The organism is Paraburkholderia lebeckiae, assembly GCF_050436325.1.
In the GTDB taxonomy this organism is placed as follows: Bacteria; Pseudomonadota; Gammaproteobacteria; order Burkholderiales; family Burkholderiaceae; genus Paraburkholderia; species Paraburkholderia tuberum.
Genome location: NZ_JBNDLZ010000003.1, coordinates 3,591,719 through 3,608,728, shown reverse-complemented (window position 1 = coordinate 3,608,728; position 17,010 = coordinate 3,591,719). Strand labels below are relative to the sequence as shown.

Here is a 17,010-nt window from a genome sequence, read left to right as displayed (position 1 = left end):
GCCCGTGCGGCGTCAACTCGAAGCGGTAATCGGCTCGATGCGGCGCGGCGCATAGGTTTCCCAACCGCTGCATCCCGGGCACTGCCAGTAGAAAAGCCGCGCCCGGAAACCACAATTCTGGCACGTATAGCGTGGCAGATTCTTGGTGCGCTGGCGGATCAGAGTGCGCATCAGTTCGAGCTCGCTGCGCCGCGGCTCTTCGGCGACGGCCTGCTGCGCTTCGAGCAGACGCGTCATGCCGGCCAGATTCGGCGACTTCTGCATCTGCGTGCGCGCGAGCGCATGCGCGGCATCGGCGCCGCGCAGCGACGCGACGTGCTGATACGCGACATCGAGCAGATCGTTGTTCGGATGACGGTCGACCCACGTGGTCAACAGATCGGCGCCCTCCTGCGCGCGGCCGAGCGCTTCATACTCCTTCATGATTTTCTCGGCGACGAGCGGCAGATACGCGGGGTTCTGCTCCTCGACGCGGCGCCATTGACCGATCGCCGCTTCGGACGCGCCGCCGACAGCGTCGACGTCGCCGAACAGGATCGTCGCGCGCACGTTGGTCGGGTTCGCCTTCAGCGCGAGACGGAGCTGATGGCGCGCTTCGTCCGGTTTCTTCTGCTGCAGCGCTTCCTGAGCAAGTTCGCAATGGAACTGCGCGATTTCCTTGTCGAGCGACGGCGCGCCCATCGTTTCGAGGTGACGCGCGGTATCGATCGACTTGACCCAGTCCTTCTCGATCTCGTAGATCGTCAACAGCGCGCGTTGCGCGCCCAGTGCGTAATCGCCCGCCTGCAGCGAGCGGAAGGTTTCCTCGGCACGGTCGAGCAGACCCGCTTTCAGGAAGTCCTGGCCGAGTTCGTACAGCGCGTGATCGCGCTCGCTGACCGGCAGGTCCGCGCGGCTAAGCAGATTTTGATGCACGCGGATCGCTCGATCCGTTTCGCCGCGCCGGCGGAACAGATTGCCGAGCGCGAAATGCAATTCGACCGTTTCAGGGTCGAGCTTGACGACCTCGATGAATGCGTCGATCGCCTGGTCGGGCTGCTCGTTCAGCAGGAAGTTCAGGCCGCGAAAATAGGACCGCGGCAGGTTCGCGCTTTCGGACAGCAGCGTCTTGAGGTCGTAGCGCGCCGCCATCCAGCCGAACGCGAATGCGACGGGTATGACCAGCAGCCACCAGAAGTCTAGATCCATGCGATTAATGCAAATATGCGGGAAAGCGAAAACGAAAAGCCGCACTCAGAGCGCGCGGCGCAACGGAGTTCAGATCAGCGGTGGCATCGGCGGCTGCTCGACGACGGCCGGAGTTTCGCGCGCCACGCGCAACTCGCGCCTGAGCCGGCCATTCTCCATGCGCAGACGTACGACGGCCGGCATCGCCGACACGAGCCCCGCGAGCAAGCCGATCACGAAAAACGCGAGGCCGATCAGAATCAGAGGCGCCGACCAGACGTAGCCGGCGAGGAAATTCAGCGTAGCGGGTTGCGTGTTGGAGAGCGCCAGCACCAGCAGCAGCACGAACACCAGCACACGGATCAGCCAGACGATAAATTTCATGAATAGATCTCTTGACGGCAGTTGCGGGGTGACGCCGGCTCGATGACGCGTCGCGCCACGGTGTTGCCCGCGCCGAAGTGACCCGTATTGTAATGGATGACCTCGGGGCTGGGCAGCAAGTGGCGGGATGGCGCACTTACGGGTGATTCGCGAAATGCAAAGACAGCACCGGAAGGCGCCCTCTTCTCAAACGATGGACGAAAAAAAAGCGCCCGAAGGCGCTTTTCCTGGTCTTTTGCCGACTGGCTTTGGCCGCTGACGCTAGCTATGCCACGCTGCAAGACGCACAGCGGAGCCATTAAAGGTCGTCATCCGGCTCCTCGGCCTTCAGCGGCTCGCCCGCGCGACGATCCACCCGCTCACGCAATTCCTTGCCCGGCTTGAAGTGCGGTACGTACTTCTCGGGTACCAGCACCTTCTCGCCCGACTTCGGATTGCGTCCGACGCGGGAGGGACGGCGGTTGAGGCCGAAGCTGCCGAAGCCACGAATTTCGATGCGATGACCTTTGGCAAGCGCCTCCGACATCGCATCGAGCATCGTCTTCACCGCGAAATCCGCATCTTTGAGAACAAGTTGCGGAAATCGCGTAGCCAGCTGGGCGACCAATTCCGATTTGGTCATACTGCAGCAGACCTCTCAGGCTTACTGGTTCTGGCCGTCGAGCTTGGCCTTCAGCAGCGCGCCCAGGTTCGTCGTGCCGGTAGCGGCTGCGCTCGAATCCGAAGCAGCGAGACCGCGGATGGCTTCCTGCTGCTCAGCCGAATCCTTCGCCTTGATCGACAGGTTGATGCCACGCGACTTGCGATCGATGTTGATGATCATCGCGTTGACCTTGTCGCCTTCCTTCAGCACGTTGCGAGCGTCTTCCACGCGGTCCTGGGCGATTTCCGAAGCACGCAGGTAGCCTTCGACTTCACCCGACAGCTGGACCACAGCACCCTTCGCGTCCACCGACTTGACCGTACCGTCGACGACCGAACCCTTGTCGTTCATTGCAACGTAGTTGCTGAACGGGTCGCCTTCGAGCTGCTTGATACCCAGCGAAATACGTTCCTTCTCGACGTCGATGCCGAGAACGATCGCTTCCACTTCGTCGCCCTTCTTGTACTTGCGAACGGCTTCCTCGCCGGTTTCACTCCACGACAGATCCGACAGGTGAACCAGACCGTCGATGCCGCCCGGCAGACCGATGAACACGCCGAAGTCGGTGATCGACTTGATGGCGCCGCTGATCTTGTCGCCCTTCTTGAAGTTGCGGCTGAAGTCGTCCCACGGGTTCGGCTTGCACTGCTTCATGCCGAGGCTGATACGACGGCGGTCTTCGTCGATTTCGAGAACCATGACTTCGACTTCGTCGCCCAATTGGACAACCTTCGACGGAGCAACGTTCTTGTTGGTCCAGTCCATTTCCGACACGTGGACGAGGCCTTCGATGCCCGATTCCACTTCGACGAATGCGCCGTAGTCGGTGATGTTGGTGACCTTACCGAACAGACGCGTGCCCGACGGGTAACGGCGCGAGATGCCTTCCCACGGATCGTCGCCCAGTTGCTTGATACCGAGCGAAACGCGGTTCTTTTCCTGGTCGAACTTGAGGATCTTCGCGGTGACTTCCTGGCCAACCGACAGAACTTCGCTCGGGTGACGCACACGACGCCATGCAATGTCGGTGATGTGCAGCAGGCCGTCGATACCGCCGAGGTCCACGAACGCGCCGTAGTCGGTGATGTTCTTGACCACGCCTTCGACGATCGCGCCTTCCTTCAGCGTTTCGAGCAGCTTCGCGCGCTCTTCGCCCTGCGTTGCCTCGATGACAGCGCGGCGCGACAGCACGACGTTGTTACGCTTGCGGTCGAGCTTGATGACGCGGAATTCGAGCGTCTTGCCTTCGTACGGGGTCGTGTCCTTGACCGGACGCGTATCAACCAGCGAACCCGGCAGGAACGCGCGGATGCCGTTGACCATCACGGTCATACCGCCCTTGACTTTGCCCGTGATCGTGCCGGTTACGAGTTCGTTGTTGTCCAGCGCCTTTTCCAGCGACAGCCACGAAGCCAGACGCTTCGCCTTGTCACGCGACAGGATGGTGTCGCCATAGCCGTTTTCCAGCGCGTCGATCGCGACGGAAACGAAGTCGCCCGCCTGCACTTCTACCTCGCCCGCGTCGTTCAGGAACTCTTCGAGCGGGATGTAGGCTTCGGACTTCAGACCAGCGTTCACGACCACGAAGTTGTGGTCGACACGCACGACTTCCGCGGAGATCACTTCGCCAGCGCGCATGTCCTGCTTGGTCAGCGACTCTTCGAACAGAGCCGCAAAAGATTCGGTATTCGGGGTAGAGGTTTGCAGGTCGGACATAAAAATCAGAGTTTGCATGGTCTTCGGAACGCCTGGCTCACCGGACTGGTCAGCAACTGCGGCAAATACGCGAACGCCACGCGGGGTTAAAGGGTTAAAAAAACAACGCTTCGCGACCATCGCGAAGCACCTACCAACAACAGGACTGCCGCTGTGTGGCCACTACCGCGTGACCGTTTCAGTTACGCATGCGGGACCAGCGCTTCGTACCATTGCACCACCTGCTCGACCGCCTGGTCGACCGACAATGCGGAGGTATCAAGCAGCTTTGCATCCGCCGCCGGCTTGAGCGGCGCGGCCGCGCGCTGACTGTCACGCTCGTCGCGCTCACGCAAATCCCGGAGCAAGTCATCTATATTAGCAGAAAATCCTTTTTGGATCAATTGCTTATGCCGGCGCGTCGCGCGGGCCTCGACGCTCGCCGTCATGAACACCTTCAGCACGGCATCCTGAAAGATCACGGTGCCCATGTCACGCCCGTCGGCGACGAGCCCCGGCTCCTTGCGAAACGCCCGCTGACGCGCCACCAACGCGGTTCGCACGGGCGCGTGCACGGCGATCGCCGAGGCGCGGCTACCCACTTCCTCGGCACGAATTTCGGTCGATACATCGACGCCGTCGAGCTGCGCGAGCGCCTCGCGAAACGTGATATGAAGGTCGTCGATCAGTTTGACAAGTGCGTCGACGTCGTCTGCCGCAATCTCGTAGCGCAGGCTCGCGAGTGCCGCGAGCCGGTAGAGCGCGCCGCTGTCGAGCAGGTGAAAGCCGAGATTGGCGGCCACCATCGCGGCCACAGTGCCTTTGCCGGAGGCGCTGGGGCCGTCGATCGTAATGACGGGCGTCTGGTGAAAGGGACGGATCGATTTCATCTAAAAATGTCGCACATCGGGCAATTCGCACGCGAATCTGGGTTGCATCAGGGTTGCGCGAGCGCCGTGAAGCGCTCGAAATAATCGGGGAACGTCTTGCCGACGCACCTCGGGTCGTTGATGCGGATCGGCACACCGCCCAAGCTCACGAGCGAGAAGCACATCGCCATACGGTGGTCGTCGTAGGTGTCGATCGCGGCGTTCGGAATCAGCTTTTCGGGTGGCGTGACTACGAGGAAATCCTCGCCCTCCTGCACCTTCGCGCCGACCTTGCGCAGCTCGGTCGCCATCGCGGCAATGCGGTCGGTTTCCTTGACGCGCCAGCTCGCGATGTTGCGCAGCGTGGTCGTGCCGTCCGCGAACAGCGCGGCGACCGCGATCGTCATCGCCGCGTCGGGGATCAGGTTGAAGTCCATGTCGATTGGATCGAGCTTGCCATGATCGTTGCCGACGCCGCGCACTTCGATCCAGTCTTCGCCCATCTGCAGGTTCGCGCCCATCTTGATCAGAGCATCGGCAAAGCCGACGTCGCCCTGGATGCTCGCGCGGCCCACCCCTTCCACTCTCAGCGGGCCGCCGCCGAGCGCTCCCGCGGCGAGGAAATACGACGCCGACGACGCATCCCCTTCCACCATGATCGTGCCTGGCGACTGATAACGTTGCCCCGCTGGCACCACGAACCGGTGCCAGCCATGACGCTCGACGTCGATGCCGAAGCGCGCCATCAGCTTGATCGTGATCTCGATGTACGGCTTCGAGATCAGCTCGCCGTCGACCTGCACGGTGGTGACGCCGCTCGCGGTGCGCAAGAGCGGCAGCGTCAGCAGCAGCGAGGTCAAGAACTGGCTCGACACGTCGCCGCGCACGCGGATCGGCGCGTCGGCCGTGATCTGGGCGGGACGGATGCGTAGCGGCGGATAGCCTTCGTTCTGTTCGTAGTCGATCTTCGCGCCGATCTGGCGCAGGCCGTCGACGAGATCGCCGATCGGCCGCTCGTGCATGCGCGGCACGCCGTGGATCCGGTAGTCGCCACCGTTCACGGAGAGGGCCGCGGTCAGCGGACGCACCGCCGTACCCGCGTTGCCGAGGAACAGGTCGGCCGTGCGCGCGGTGAACGCGCCGCGCGTGCCGGTCACGACGCAGGTGTCCCCGTCGCGCTTCAGACGTACGCCAAGCTTTTCGAGCGCGGCGAGCATCACGCGGGTGTCATCGGAATCGAGCAGGTTCGTGATCGTCGTCTCGCCTTCGGCGAGCGCGGCGAGCAGCAGCACGCGGTTCGAGATGCTCTTCGAGCCGGGCAGACGAACCGTGCCGGACGCACGGGAAAAAGGTCCGAGATCGAGGAATTCCATGATGTGTCCAGTTTCCGGTTATTTGGACGCGTCGCTGGCGGCCACGCCAGCAGCCGCGCGCTGCTCCTGCCACTGACTGCGCGCGACGCGCGAGCGCGCGAACACCGCTTCGAGCGCGGCGCCGTCGCCGGCCTCGATCGCCGTGCGCAGGCGCGCGAGCACCGCGGTATACGCGTCGAGCTCGTCGAGCAGCGCCGCTCGATTGGCGACGCAGACGTCGCGCCACATCTCCGGACTCGACGCGGCGATGCGCGTGAAGTCGCGGAATCCGCCCGCCGCGAACGACAACTTCAAAGCGGCGTCGGGCGAATTGAGGATCTGTTCGACGAGCGCGAACGACAGCACGTGCGGTAGATGACTGACCGACGCGAACACGCGATCGTGCTGCTGCGGCGTCATGTCCCGCACCAAGGCGCCGGTGGCGCGCCACATCGCCGCGACGCGCTCGACCGCTTCCGGCGCGTTCTCCGGCAGCGGGCACAGCACGACGTTGCGGTTCACGTAGAGATCGGGCAACGCGGCGTCGACGCCGCTCGACTCGCGGCCGGCGATCGGATGGCCCGGCACGAACTGGCCGATCCGTGCACCGAGCGCCGCTCGCGCGGCGGCGACCACGTCGGACTTGGTGCTGCCCGCATCGGTGACGATCGTGTTGGCGTCGAGATGCAGCGCGATGCGTTCGAGCAGCGGCTGCGTCTGCGCGACCGGCGCCGCGAGCAGCACGAAGTCCGCGCCCGCGAGCGCGTCGCGCAGCGAGGCGTCGTCGGTGAGCGCCGCAGCGCCGTCGATCACCCCGAGCGCCAACGCGCGCTCGCTCGACGCGGACGTCCGTCCCACCCCAACCACCGTGCGTGCCCCGCCGGCCTCGCCGCGTTCACGCAACGCGCGCGCGAGCGATCCGCCAATCAGGCCGACACCGAAAATCACCAGCTTGTTAAAAGAAAACGCGGCCACGTCGCTCACACAATACGGACAATAAGCGCGCCGCTCCTGCCGGCCGACGCGCGGGATCAAGGAGCAATGCTTACGCAGCGGCAGGCTCGGCAAGCGTCTTTTCGAGCGCCGCGAGGAACGCTTCGTTTTCCTCCGGCAGGCCGATCGTGATGCGTAGCCACTGCGGCAAACCGTAGTTGCCCACCGGTCGCACGATCACAGCCTGTTTCAGCAGCGCGAGATTCACCCGGGCGCCGGCTTCGTCGTCACCGCCGACGCGCACGAGCACGAAGTTACCTTCGGACGGCACGTATTCGAGACCGAGCTTGTCGAACGCCCCAGTCAAAAGCTTATAGCCCTGCGCGTTCAGCGCCGCGCTCTTTTCCAGAAATGCGCTGTCGTTCAGTGCCGCAATCGCCGCGGCCTGCGCGAGTGTATTGACGTTAAACGGCTGACGCAGTCGATTCAGCAGATCGGTCAACCCGGGCTGCGCGATCGCGAAGCCGATACGCAGGCCCGCCAGGCCGAACGCCTTCGAGAAAGTGCGCGACACCAGCAGGTTCGGATAGCGGCGCACCCAGTCGATCGAGTCATAGCGCTTGTCCGCCGACAGATACTCTGTGTACGCCTCGTCGAGCACGACGACCACATGGCGCGGCACTTTGCCGAGAAACGCATCGAGCGTCGGACCGTCGACGAACGTACCGGTCGGATTGTTCGGATTGGCGACGAACACGAGACGCGTGTCGTCGTCGATCGCGGCAAGCATCGCGTCGAGGTCGTGACCATAGTGCACGGCCGGCACGACGATCGCGCGCGCGCCGACGCCTTGCGTTGCGAGCGCATAGACCGCGAACGAATACTGCGAGAACACTACCGCGTGGCCCTTCTCGACGAACGCGTGCGCGGCGAGTTCGAGGATGTCATTGCTGCCATTGCCGAGCGTGATCCACTCGGCCGGCACGCCGTAGCGCGCGGCGAGTGCCGCCTTCAGTTCGAAACCGTTCGAGTCCGGATAGCGGCCGAGGTCGGCGATCGCCTGCGCCATCGCGCGTTGCGCGGATTCCGGCATACCGAGCGGATTCTCGTTCGATGCCAGCTTCACGATGCTCGCCTCGTCGAGACCAAACTCGCGGGCCACTTCCGAAATCGGCTTGCCGGCGATGTACGGCGCGATCGCACGTACATAGGAAGGGCCGAAAGACGCTGTCATGAAAATCTCCGAACGGCGATGGATAGTGAAATATGCGTTCGGGCAGCGCACTTGGTGCCGCCCGGACTGCGCTGCCAGCCCTTACCGGGCGCGCGGATACGAGCCGAGTATTTTCAGGAACGCGGCCTTCTCGCCGAGCCCGGCGAGCGCGGCGGCCACGGCCGGGTCGTCGCGATGGCCTTCGACGTCGATATAGAAGTAGTACTCCCACGTGCCGACGCGCGCCGGGCGCGATTCGAAACGCGTCATCGACACGCCGTGGCGCGCCAGCGGCTCGAGCAGCTTGACCATCGCGCCCGGTTCGTTCACGACGGACACAATCAGCGAGGTCTGGTCGTAGCCGCTCGGACCGGTCGGCTGCTTGCCGATCATCACGAAGCGCGTGCGGTTGTGCGGATCGTCCTGGATCAGCGCGTTGGTGACCTGCAGACCGTAGTGGATCGCGGCGCGATCGCCGGCGATGGCCGCGACGGTCGGATCTTCGGCTGCCATCCGTGCGGCTTCCGCGTTGCTCGATACCGCCTGGCGCTCGAGATGCGGCGCGTTGGTCGACAGCCAGCGCTGGCACTGCGCGAGCGCCTGGGCGTGCGCGCACACGCGCGTGACGCCGGCGAGCCCGTTTTGCGTGAGCAGGTTGTGATGAATCGGCAATGCGAGTTCGCCGCCGATGGTCAGTTGCGTTTGCAGCAGCAGATCCAGCGTGCGCGACACTGCACCTTCGGTCGAATTCTCGACCGGCACGACGCCGTAGTCGGCGGCGCCCGCCTCGACCGAGCGGAACACTTCGTCGATCGACGGGCACGGCAGCCCTTCGATCGACTGACCGAAGTACTCGTGCATCGCCTGTTCGCTATAGGTGCCGACCGGCCCGAGGTACGCGGCCTTGATGGTTTTTTCCAGCGCGCGGCTCGCAGCCATGATCTCGCGCCAGATCGCGCTGATGTGTTCGTCCGCAAGCGGCCCCGCGCTCATCTCCTGCAGGCGCGCGATCACCTGCATCTCGCGCTCGGGCCGGAACACCGGCGCGTTGAAATGCTTCTTGACCTCGCCCACTTCGAGCGCGACCGACGCACGCTGGTTCAGGAGCGCGATCAGCTGCGCGTCGAGCGCGTCGATGCGATCGCGCAGAGGTTTGAGTCGTGTATTGAGTTCGTCGTCCATGCGTAAAACGGCTCTGCCGGGTAACTGCTGGAAAAGATGCGCACGCCTGCCGGTCAGTGTGACTCAGGCACTGCGCTGTTCGAATTCCTTCATGTATTCGACAAGCGCTTTGACGCCTTCGAGCGGGACGGCGTTATAAATCGACGCCCGCATGCCGCCGACGGACTTGTGGCCCTTTAGCTGCACCAATCTCCGCGCTTTCGCGCCGGACAGGAAATCTTCGTTGCGCGACTCGTCGGCGAGGAAGAACGGTACGTTCATCCGGGAGCGCGACCCACGTTCGACCTTGTTCAGATAGAAGCTGCTCGAGTCGATCGTGTCGTACAGCAGCTTCGATTTTTCGAGGTTGCGTGCCTCCATCCCTATGAGGCCGCCCTGCTTCTTCAACCACTTGAACACGAGCCCGGCGATATAGATCGCGTAGGTGGGCGGCGTGTTGTACATCGAATTGTTCTCGGCGACGGTCTTCCATTCGAACGCCGACGGGCAGATCGGCATCGCGCGATCGAGCATGTCCTCACGCACGATCACGACCGTCACGCCGGCCATGCCGATGTTCTTCTGCGCACCGCCGAATAGCACGCCGTATTTGGCGATGTCCATCGGGCGCGACAGAATATGCGACGACGCGTCGGCGACGAGCGGAATATCGCCGAGGTCGGGAATCTCGAAGGTTTCGACGCCGTGAATGGTCTCGTTGGTGCACAAGTGCACGTAAGCCGGATCGTCCGACAGCTGCCATTCCGAGCGCACCGGCGCGCGAGTGAAGCCCTCGGCTGTCTTGCCGGTCGCGGCGAGATGCACGCTGCCGTATTTCTGCGCTTCCTTGAACGATTTCTCCGACCACGAGCCGGTGATGACAAAATCGGCGCGCGGTTTCGAGCCGAGCAGGTTCATCGGCACGATCGCGTTTTCGCCGAGTCCGCCGCCCTGCAGAAACAGGATGCGGTGGCTTGCCGGCACCTGCAGCAACTCGCGCAGATCGGTCAGCGCTTCCTCGTGGATCAACATGAATTCCTTGCCGCGATGGCTCATTTCCATCACGCTCATACCACTGCCTTGCCAATTCAGCATCTCGTCGGCTGCCTGGCGCAGCACTTCTTCGGGCATGGCCGCCGGGCCGGCGGAGAAATTAAAGACGCGCATGTGAGGTCCTGGAAGCGGGCGCGAAATAACGAAGTCGCGCGGGAATCGGCGAAAAGAACCGCGAAATGGCTCGCCGAAAAAGAAAATGGCCGTCTGCGCCAGTGCGCAAACGGCCATTATCGCATTGTCGCCGCCAACCCGCCACGCCGGGTGGCCCAACGGGTGCGACGACAGGCCCGCTGATCAGCGCAGCCTGCGAGCGGAATTACTTGGCAGCCGGCTTGACCGATGCGACTTCCTTGTCGGCCTGGTCACGCGTTGCCTTGATCGATTCCGGCATGTACTTCTGCATCAGACCGTTCACGACATCGCGGCCAACCTGGTCTTGCACCTGGATGAACTTGCGACCGGTCGGGCTCTTGTAGAACGTGGTCAGATCCTTGATTTCCGACGTGCTGTAGTACTTCGCGTACGCGTCGTACTGAGCTTGCATCGCGTCCTGACGGAAAGAGTCGGTCGCGAACACCTGGCCCGCGCTGTCCACCAGCTTCGGCACCGCGTTCTTTTGCAGCGTCGGCACGGCGGCTTGCTTCTGCTTGTCCGTCATCGTCTTGTTCTCGGTCAGCGCGTCCGACAGGATTGCCGGAACGAGCTGCTTGGCCTGCATCTGCGCGCTGTTGCCGATTGCGCCAACCAGCTTCTGCGCATCGATGGCGTCGAGCAGCTCCTTGATGGCAGCTTGCTTGGCCGGATCAACCGGTGCTGCTGCGGCAGCCGGCGCTGCAGGCGCCTGGTTCTGCAGCGCTTGAGCCATGGCGAAGGTCGGCACGATGGCAGCCAGCAACATCAGTTGTTTGAATCGTTTTTGCATCATTACTCCCTCAGAGAAATTAACTTGAACTGCACGCCACACGGGAAGGCGTACCGGCCCGGTACGCGGTGACCGCAGCGCAGCTTCAACGTATTAACGCAGACTGAAAGCCGCTGGCACGGATCAAGCCGCGCCGCCGCCCTCACCGCCGTTATCGCCTTCAGCGGAGCCGTCGGAATCGCTTTCCGACTCGACCTCGGCCTCAGCTACCTGTTGCAGACCGGACAGCTTGGTCCCTTCGTCAAGGCTGATGAGTGTAACACCTTGCGTTGCGCGTCCCATTTCGCGAATTTCCGACACGCGCGTGCGAATCAGCACGCCCGTCGTGGTAATCAGCATGATCTGCGCTTCCGGGTCCACGAGCGTCGCGGCAACGACCTTGCCGTTACGCTCCGACGTCTGGATTGCGATCATGCCCTTCGTGCCGCGGCCGTGACGCGTGTACTCGGTGATTGGGGTGCGCTTGCCGTAGCCGTTCTCGGTTGCGGTGAGCACCGACTGCTGCTCGTCGCCGGCCACCAGCAACGCGATCACGTTCTGGCCGTCCTCGAGCTGCATGCCGCGCACGCCGCGCGCCTCGCGGCCCATCGGACGCACGTCGTTTTCGTCGAAGCGCACTGCCTTGCCCGAATCCGAGAACAGCATCACGTCGTGCTGGCCGTCGGTGATCGCGGCGCCGATCAGGTAATCGCCCTCATCGAGACCGACCGCAATAATACCCTTGCGCAGCGGCCGGCTAAATGCTTCCAGCGGCGTCTTTTTTACCGTTCCCAACGCGGTCGCCATGAACACGAACTTGTCGGCCGAGAACTCCTTGACCGGCAGCACGACCGTGATCTTTTCGCCTTCTAGCAGCGGGAACATATTGACGATCGGCCGGCCGCGCGAATTGCGCGAACCCTGCGGCACTTCGTAGACCTTGACCCAGTACACGCGGCCGCGGTTTGAGAAGCACAGGATGTGGTCGTGCGTATTGGCAATGAACAGCGTGTCGATCCAGTCGTCTTCCTTCATGGAAGTGGCCTGCTTGCCACGACCACCGCGTTTCTGGGCTCGATATTCGGACAACGGTTGCGATTTCACGTAGCCCGCGTGCGACATGGTCACGACCATTTCCTGCGGCGTGATCAGGTCTTCGGTGTTCAGCTCGGTCGCGTTCAACTCGATCTTCGAGCGACGCGCATCGCCGAATTCGGCCTTGATGGACGTGAGTTCGTCGACGATGATCGCCGAAATGCGTTCCGGGCGAGCCAGAATGTCCAGCAGGTCAGCGATTTGTGCCATCACGTCGCGGTATTCGCCGATGATCTTGTCCTGCTCGAGACCGGTCAGTCGCTGCAGGCGCATCTGCAGGATTTCCTGCGCCTGCGTATCGGACAGACGGTAGAGGCCGTCGGTCTGCATGCCGAACGACGGGTTAAGTCCCTCCGGACGATAAGCTTCGCGACCGCCCGCCGACGCGTTTTCCGACTCGGCGCGCGACAGCATTTCGCGCACGAGCGACGAATCCCACGCGCGCGACATCAGCTCCTGCTTGGCGATAGGCGGTGTCGGCGCGGCCTTGATGAGCGCGATGAATTCGTCGATGTTCGCGAGCGCAACCGCGAGACCTTCGAGCACGTGACCACGTTCGCGCGCCTTGCGCAGTTCATAGACGGTGCGCCGCGTCAGCACTTCCCGGCGATGCGACAGGAAGCACGTCAGCATTTCCTTCAGATTCAGGAGCTTCGGCTGGCCGTCGACGAGCGCGACCATGTTCATACCGAACGTGTCCTGAAGCTGGGTCGCCTTGTACAGATTGTTCAGCACGACCTCGGGCACTTCGCCGCGCTTCAGTTCGATCACGACACGCATGCCGCTCTTGTCGGATTCGTCGCGGATGTCGGAAATGCCTTCGAGCTTCTTCTCATTGACGAGCTCGGCGATGCGCTCGAGCAGCGAGCGCTTGTTCACCTGATATGGCAGTTCGTCGACAATGATCGCCATGCGCTGGCCACGGTCGATTTCCTCGAAGTGTGTCAGCGCGCGCATCACGACGCGGCCGCGACCGGTGCGATAGCCGTCGCGCACGCCGGCCACGCCGTAGATGATGCCGGCGGTCGGGAAGTCGGGCGCGGGGATGATCTCGATCAGCTCGTCGATCGTCGCTTCCGGGTTCTTCAGCAGATGCTGACACGCGTCGACGACTTCATTGAGGTTGTGCGGCGGGATATTGGTCGCCATGCCGACCGCGATGCCGGACGAACCATTGATCAGCAGATTAGGGATGCGCGCGGGCAGGATAGCCGGCTCGTTCTCGCTGCCGTCGTAGTTCGGCGCGAAGTCGACCGTTTCCTTGTCGATGTCGGCCAGCAGCTCGTGGCCGATCTTCGCCATGCGGATTTCGGTGTAACGCATCGCCGCGGCGTTGTCGCCGTCGACGGAACCGAAGTTCCCCTGGCCGTCGACGAGCATGTAGCGCAGCGAGAAGTCCTGCGCCATCCGTACGATCGTGTCGTAGACAGCGGTGTCGCCGTGCGGATGGTATTTACCGATAACGTCGCCGACGATACGCGCCGACTTCTTGTAGGCGCGGTTCCAGTCGTTGTTCAGCTCGTGCATCGCGTACAGCACGCGCCGGTGCACCGGCTTCAGGCCATCGCGGACATCGGGAAGCGCTCGCCCTACGATCACGCTCATCGCGTAATCGAGATACGAACGGCGCATTTCCTCCTCAAGGGAGATTGGCAGAGTCTCTTTGGCGAATTGATCCATTATCCGTATCTTTTACGTGCGAAGGCGCGGTTTCGCCGCTTCTTCGCGTAAGCATTGCAGGCGCAACGCATCACGCGATTCTAACATGCCACGAATCCACGCCCGACGAAGGTACGTATACATGGTAGAGGGGCACCCGCCAACACTTCGCCGATCGCACAATTTCGGCCTCGTCAGGCTCGATTCCTGCAGGCGACCGATTCGCCGCTCAGCCCGAGCCGGCGGACCACTCAGACGAAAACGTTTGTTGCGCATGCACCACAATTGGAGGGGGATTTGATCGGGGACGGATTTTTTTTTCGTCGGAAGGGAACGATATGGCAAAATGCCAACGCACAAAGAGTCGAGACGCTGCTCGAAGTCTACACAGACGGTTTTTGTTCCTCACCAATGTTATACTTCGAGCAATGTATGACTGGTCTTCGTCAACAGGCTCGCAGTAAACCTGCGGTAATCTCAATTTCGAGAGGAGAAATATGAATAAACTTTCAAAGCTCGCGTTCATTGCAGCTACCGCAGTTATGGCTGCATCCGCCATGGCGCAGTCGGTGCCGGCATCGCGACAAGCTACCAACGACAACTGGGTGAATGGTACTGGCGAATACGTGTGGATGAATGGCACGAACGAGCTTTGCTGGCGCGATGCATTCTGGACGCCCGCAACGGCTAACGCCAAGTGCGACGGCGCTCTGGTTGCTCAGGCACCGACCCCGCCGGCACCGGTCGCTCCGGCTCCGGCTATCTCCAGTGAAAAGATTACGTATCAAGCTGATGCGCTGTTCGACTTCGACAAGGCAATCCTGAAGCCGGCCGGCAAGGAACGTCTGAGCGAACTGGCATCGAAGATCCAGGGCATCAACCTCGAAGTCGTCGTTGCTACGGGCCACACCGACCGTATCGGTTCCGTCGCCTACAACGACCGTCTGTCGCTGCGTCGTGCTCAAGCTGTGAAGGCCTTCCTGGTCAGCAAGGGCGTCGAAGCCAACCGTATCTACACGGAAGGCAAGGGTCCGCGCAACCCGGTTACCACCGGTTGCAATCAGAAGAACCGCAAGCAACTCATCGCCTGCCTCGCACCGGACCGCCGCGTGGAAGTCGAAGTCGTCGGTACGCCGAAGCAGTAAGCTGGAAAATTACCGCAGTATCGAAAGCCCCGCTTCGGCGGGGCTTTTTTTATGCGCGGATGCCGCGACGGGGCGTGATGCGCGACGCAGGAGCGTCCCGCTCCGCTATTAGCGGCTCGCAGCTCGCATCGGCACCCGCTAACGACGCGCTTTTGCCGCTCTTTCTCTCGCCCTATATACTTAGGGTTTATCCTCGAGCGTCCGCTCACCGCTTTCATCGAGGCAGCCTTCACCATGACCAACGCCGATCCCCACGAACTACAGAAATTCAGCGACCTCGCGCATCGTTGGTGGGACCCGAACGCCGAATTCAAGCCGCTGCACGAACTGAATCCGATTCGTCTAAGCTGGATCGACGCCCACGCCCATCTCGCCGGCAAAAAGGTGCTCGATATCGGCTGCGGCGGCGGCATCCTGTCGGAATCGATGGCAGGTTTGGGCGCTCATGTGAAGGGTATCGATCTGTCGACGCAGGCGCTCGGTGTCGCCGACCTTCACAGTCTTGAAAGCGGTGTAACCGTCGATTACGAAGAAATCGCGGCTGAGGCGCTGGCCGCACGCGAACCGGGCACCTATGACGTGGTCACCTGCATGGAAATGCTCGAGCACGTGCCCAGGCCGGCCGAGATCGTCGAGGCCTGCAAGAATCTCGTGAAACCGGGCGGCTGGGTGTTTTTCTCCACGCTGAACCGCAATGTCAAGTCGTATCTGTTCGCGGTGATCGGCGCCGAATACATCGCGCGAATGCTGCCGAAGGGCACGCACGACTACGCGCGCTTCATCCGCCCGTCGGAGCTCGCCGGCTTCGTGCGCGCCGCCGAGTTGCGCACGGCCGACATCAAGGGCATCGTGTACAACCCGCTCAGCAAGCGTTTCGCGCTGTCGTCCGACACGAGCGTCAACTATATGCTCGCCTGTCGCCGCGACGCCTAAATTGCCCGAACCGCCCCGATCCGCCTTATCCGAAACGAACAATGAGCGACCCGACTCCCCTGCCGCAACGCGAAGACAACGACGACACGCTCGGCTTTTGCCTCGCCGTGCTATTCGACCTCGACGGCACACTTGCCGACACGGCGCCCGACCTCGCGGCCGCCGCCAACAAGATGCGCCACGACCGGGGACTCGAGATGGTGCCCCTCGAGAAGCTGCGCCCGCTGGCTTCAGCCGGAGCGCGCGGACTGATCTGCGGCGCGTTCGGCATCGGGCCCGATCATCACGAATTCGCATCAATGCGCGAGGAGTTTTTCGCGAACTACGAAGCAGATCTGTGCATCGAGACAACGCTCTTTCCGGGTATCGCGGAAGTGCTCGACGAACTCGACGCGCGCGGCGTGCGCTGGGGCATCGTCACGAACAAGGTCGCGCGGCTCACCGAGCCGCTCGTCGCGCAACTCGGGCTCGAGGAGCGCGCCGGCTGCGTGGTGAGCGGCGATACGACCCCGCATTCGAAGCCGCACCCCGCGCCGTTGCTGCACGCGGCGCGCGAGCTGGACATCGCGCCGGAGCGCGTCGTCTATATCGGTGACGATCTGCGCGACGTGCAGGCCGGTTTTGCCGCCGGCATGAAGACCGTCGCCGCGGCGTACGGCTATTGCGGCAACGACATTCCGCCGACACGGTGGCACGCGCAACACGTCGTAGAATCGACGGCCGAGTTGCAAACCCTGCTGCGCGACATCGGCTGACAAAGTCAGACAGATCGGCTGAAGGGCGCGTCCGGCACTCTTGTTAACC

15 protein-coding genes are annotated in these 17,010 nt (G+C 62.7%); 3 read left to right on the top strand and 12 right to left on the bottom strand.

Annotation, left to right across the window (positions count from 1 at the left end; translation table 11 throughout):
* Window positions 1-12 precede the first annotated feature (12 nt).
* The 12 genes from lapB to gyrA all read right to left on the bottom strand — a co-directional run bounded on the left by lapB (window position 13) and on the right by gyrA (window position 14,149).
* On the bottom strand, window positions 13-1,188 hold the full coding sequence (gene lapB / locus OKW44_RS34665) for a lipopolysaccharide assembly protein LapB (RefSeq protein WP_018421369.1): 1,176 nt from the start codon (window positions 1,186-1,188) through the stop codon (window positions 13-15).
* Window positions 1,189-1,257: 69 nt separating this feature from the next.
* Entirely contained in the window at window positions 1,258-1,551 is a 294-nt protein-coding gene (locus OKW44_RS34660) for a LapA family protein (protein WP_013090140.1), read from the bottom strand.
* Window positions 1,552-1,849: 298 nt separating this feature from the next.
* On the bottom strand, window positions 1,850-2,173 hold the full coding sequence (locus tag OKW44_RS34655; protein ID WP_006050255.1) for an integration host factor subunit beta: 324 nt from the start codon (window positions 2,171-2,173) through the stop codon (window positions 1,850-1,852).
* A gap of 21 nt (window positions 2,174-2,194) precedes the next feature.
* Window positions 2,195-3,928, bottom strand: coding sequence for a 30S ribosomal protein S1 (rpsA, locus tag OKW44_RS34650; protein ID WP_008921410.1), 1,734 nt, complete (start codon window positions 3,926-3,928; stop codon window positions 2,195-2,197).
* A gap of 164 nt (window positions 3,929-4,092) precedes the next feature.
* Window positions 4,093-4,779, bottom strand: a complete 687-nt coding sequence (cmk, locus tag OKW44_RS34645) for a (d)CMP kinase (protein ID WP_018421370.1) — start codon at window positions 4,777-4,779, stop codon at window positions 4,093-4,095.
* A gap of 47 nt (window positions 4,780-4,826) precedes the next feature.
* Window positions 4,827-6,131 carry a 3-phosphoshikimate 1-carboxyvinyltransferase gene (gene aroA / locus OKW44_RS34640; RefSeq protein ID WP_018421371.1) on the bottom strand — a complete coding sequence of 435 codons (1,305 nt, stop codon included), beginning with the start codon at window positions 6,129-6,131 and terminating at the stop codon, window positions 4,827-4,829.
* 18 nt (window positions 6,132-6,149) lie between these two features.
* Window positions 6,150-7,094 carry a prephenate dehydrogenase gene (locus tag OKW44_RS34635; protein WP_018421372.1) on the bottom strand — a complete coding sequence of 315 codons (945 nt, stop codon included), beginning with the start codon at window positions 7,092-7,094 and terminating at the stop codon, window positions 6,150-6,152.
* 61 nt (window positions 7,095-7,155) lie between these two features.
* Entirely contained in the window at window positions 7,156-8,277 is a 1,122-nt protein-coding gene (hisC, locus tag OKW44_RS34630; RefSeq protein ID WP_018421373.1) for a histidinol-phosphate transaminase, read from the bottom strand.
* Window positions 8,278-8,358: 81 nt separating this feature from the next.
* Window positions 8,359-9,438: a prephenate dehydratase gene (gene pheA, locus OKW44_RS34625; RefSeq protein WP_018421374.1), complete on the bottom strand. Its 1,080-nt coding sequence runs from the start codon at window positions 9,436-9,438 to the stop codon at window positions 8,359-8,361.
* Window positions 9,439-9,501: 63 nt separating this feature from the next.
* On the bottom strand, window positions 9,502-10,584 hold the full coding sequence (gene serC / locus OKW44_RS34620; RefSeq protein WP_018421375.1) for a 3-phosphoserine/phosphohydroxythreonine transaminase: 1,083 nt from the start codon (window positions 10,582-10,584) through the stop codon (window positions 9,502-9,504).
* A gap of 205 nt (window positions 10,585-10,789) precedes the next feature.
* Window positions 10,790-11,395, bottom strand: a complete 606-nt coding sequence (locus OKW44_RS34615; RefSeq protein ID WP_026225970.1) for a DUF2059 domain-containing protein — start codon at window positions 11,393-11,395, stop codon at window positions 10,790-10,792.
* A 123-nt stretch (window positions 11,396-11,518) separates the two neighbouring features.
* On the bottom strand, window positions 11,519-14,149 hold the full coding sequence (gyrA, locus tag OKW44_RS34610; RefSeq protein ID WP_084754157.1) for a DNA gyrase subunit A: 2,631 nt from the start codon (window positions 14,147-14,149) through the stop codon (window positions 11,519-11,521).
* A 476-nt stretch (window positions 14,150-14,625) separates the two neighbouring features.
* Between gyrA and ompA the strand changes: the two genes are divergently transcribed.
* The 3 genes from ompA to gph all read left to right on the top strand — a co-directional run bounded on the left by ompA (window position 14,626) and on the right by gph (window position 16,961).
* A complete protein-coding gene (gene ompA, locus OKW44_RS34605) occupies window positions 14,626-15,273 on the top strand; it encodes an outer membrane protein OmpA (protein ID WP_026225971.1) in 648 nt (215 codons plus the stop codon).
* Window positions 15,274-15,507: 234 nt separating this feature from the next.
* Window positions 15,508-16,206: a bifunctional 2-polyprenyl-6-hydroxyphenol methylase/3-demethylubiquinol 3-O-methyltransferase UbiG gene (gene ubiG / locus OKW44_RS34600; protein WP_018421379.1), complete on the top strand. Its 699-nt coding sequence runs from the start codon at window positions 15,508-15,510 to the stop codon at window positions 16,204-16,206.
* A 41-nt stretch (window positions 16,207-16,247) separates the two neighbouring features.
* Window positions 16,248-16,961: a phosphoglycolate phosphatase gene (gph, locus tag OKW44_RS34595; RefSeq protein ID WP_018421380.1), complete on the top strand. Its 714-nt coding sequence runs from the start codon at window positions 16,248-16,250 to the stop codon at window positions 16,959-16,961.
* Window positions 16,962-17,010: the final 49 nt, after the last annotated feature.

What these genes read in the sequence shown, in the direction of transcription:
- OKW44_RS34655 (WP_006050255.1), bottom strand. Translation starts at nt 2,173, where the DNA reads ATGACCAAATCGGAATTGGTCGCCCAGCTGGCTACGCGATTTCCGCAA.
- gph (WP_018421380.1), top strand. Translation starts at nt 16,248, where the DNA reads ATGAGCGACCCGACTCCCCTGCCGCAACGCGAAGACAACGACGACACG.
- hisC (WP_018421373.1), bottom strand. Translation starts at nt 8,277, where the DNA reads ATGACAGCGTCTTTCGGCCCTTCCTATGTACGTGCGATCGCGCCGTAC.
- cmk (WP_018421370.1), bottom strand. Translation starts at nt 4,779, where the DNA reads ATGAAATCGATCCGTCCCTTTCACCAGACGCCCGTCATTACGATCGAC.
- ompA (WP_026225971.1), top strand. Translation starts at nt 14,626, where the DNA reads ATGAATAAACTTTCAAAGCTCGCGTTCATTGCAGCTACCGCAGTTATG.
- pheA (WP_018421374.1), bottom strand. Translation starts at nt 9,438, where the DNA reads ATGGACGACGAACTCAATACACGACTCAAACCTCTGCGCGATCGCATC.
- lapB (WP_018421369.1), bottom strand. Translation starts at nt 1,188, where the DNA reads ATGGATCTAGACTTCTGGTGGCTGCTGGTCATACCCGTCGCATTCGCG.
- ubiG (WP_018421379.1), top strand. Translation starts at nt 15,508, where the DNA reads ATGACCAACGCCGATCCCCACGAACTACAGAAATTCAGCGACCTCGCG.
- aroA (WP_018421371.1), bottom strand. Translation starts at nt 6,131, where the DNA reads ATGGAATTCCTCGATCTCGGACCTTTTTCCCGTGCGTCCGGCACGGTT.
- OKW44_RS34660 (WP_013090140.1), bottom strand. Translation starts at nt 1,551, where the DNA reads ATGAAATTTATCGTCTGGCTGATCCGTGTGCTGGTGTTCGTGCTGCTG.
- OKW44_RS34615 (WP_026225970.1), bottom strand. Translation starts at nt 11,395, where the DNA reads ATGCAAAAACGATTCAAACAACTGATGTTGCTGGCTGCCATCGTGCCG.
- gyrA (WP_084754157.1), bottom strand. Translation starts at nt 14,149, where the DNA reads ATGGATCAATTCGCCAAAGAGACTCTGCCAATCTCCCTTGAGGAGGAA.
- rpsA (WP_008921410.1), bottom strand. Translation starts at nt 3,928, where the DNA reads ATGCAAACTCTGATTTTTATGTCCGACCTGCAAACCTCTACCCCGAAT.
- serC (WP_018421375.1), bottom strand. Translation starts at nt 10,584, where the DNA reads ATGCGCGTCTTTAATTTCTCCGCCGGCCCGGCGGCCATGCCCGAAGAA.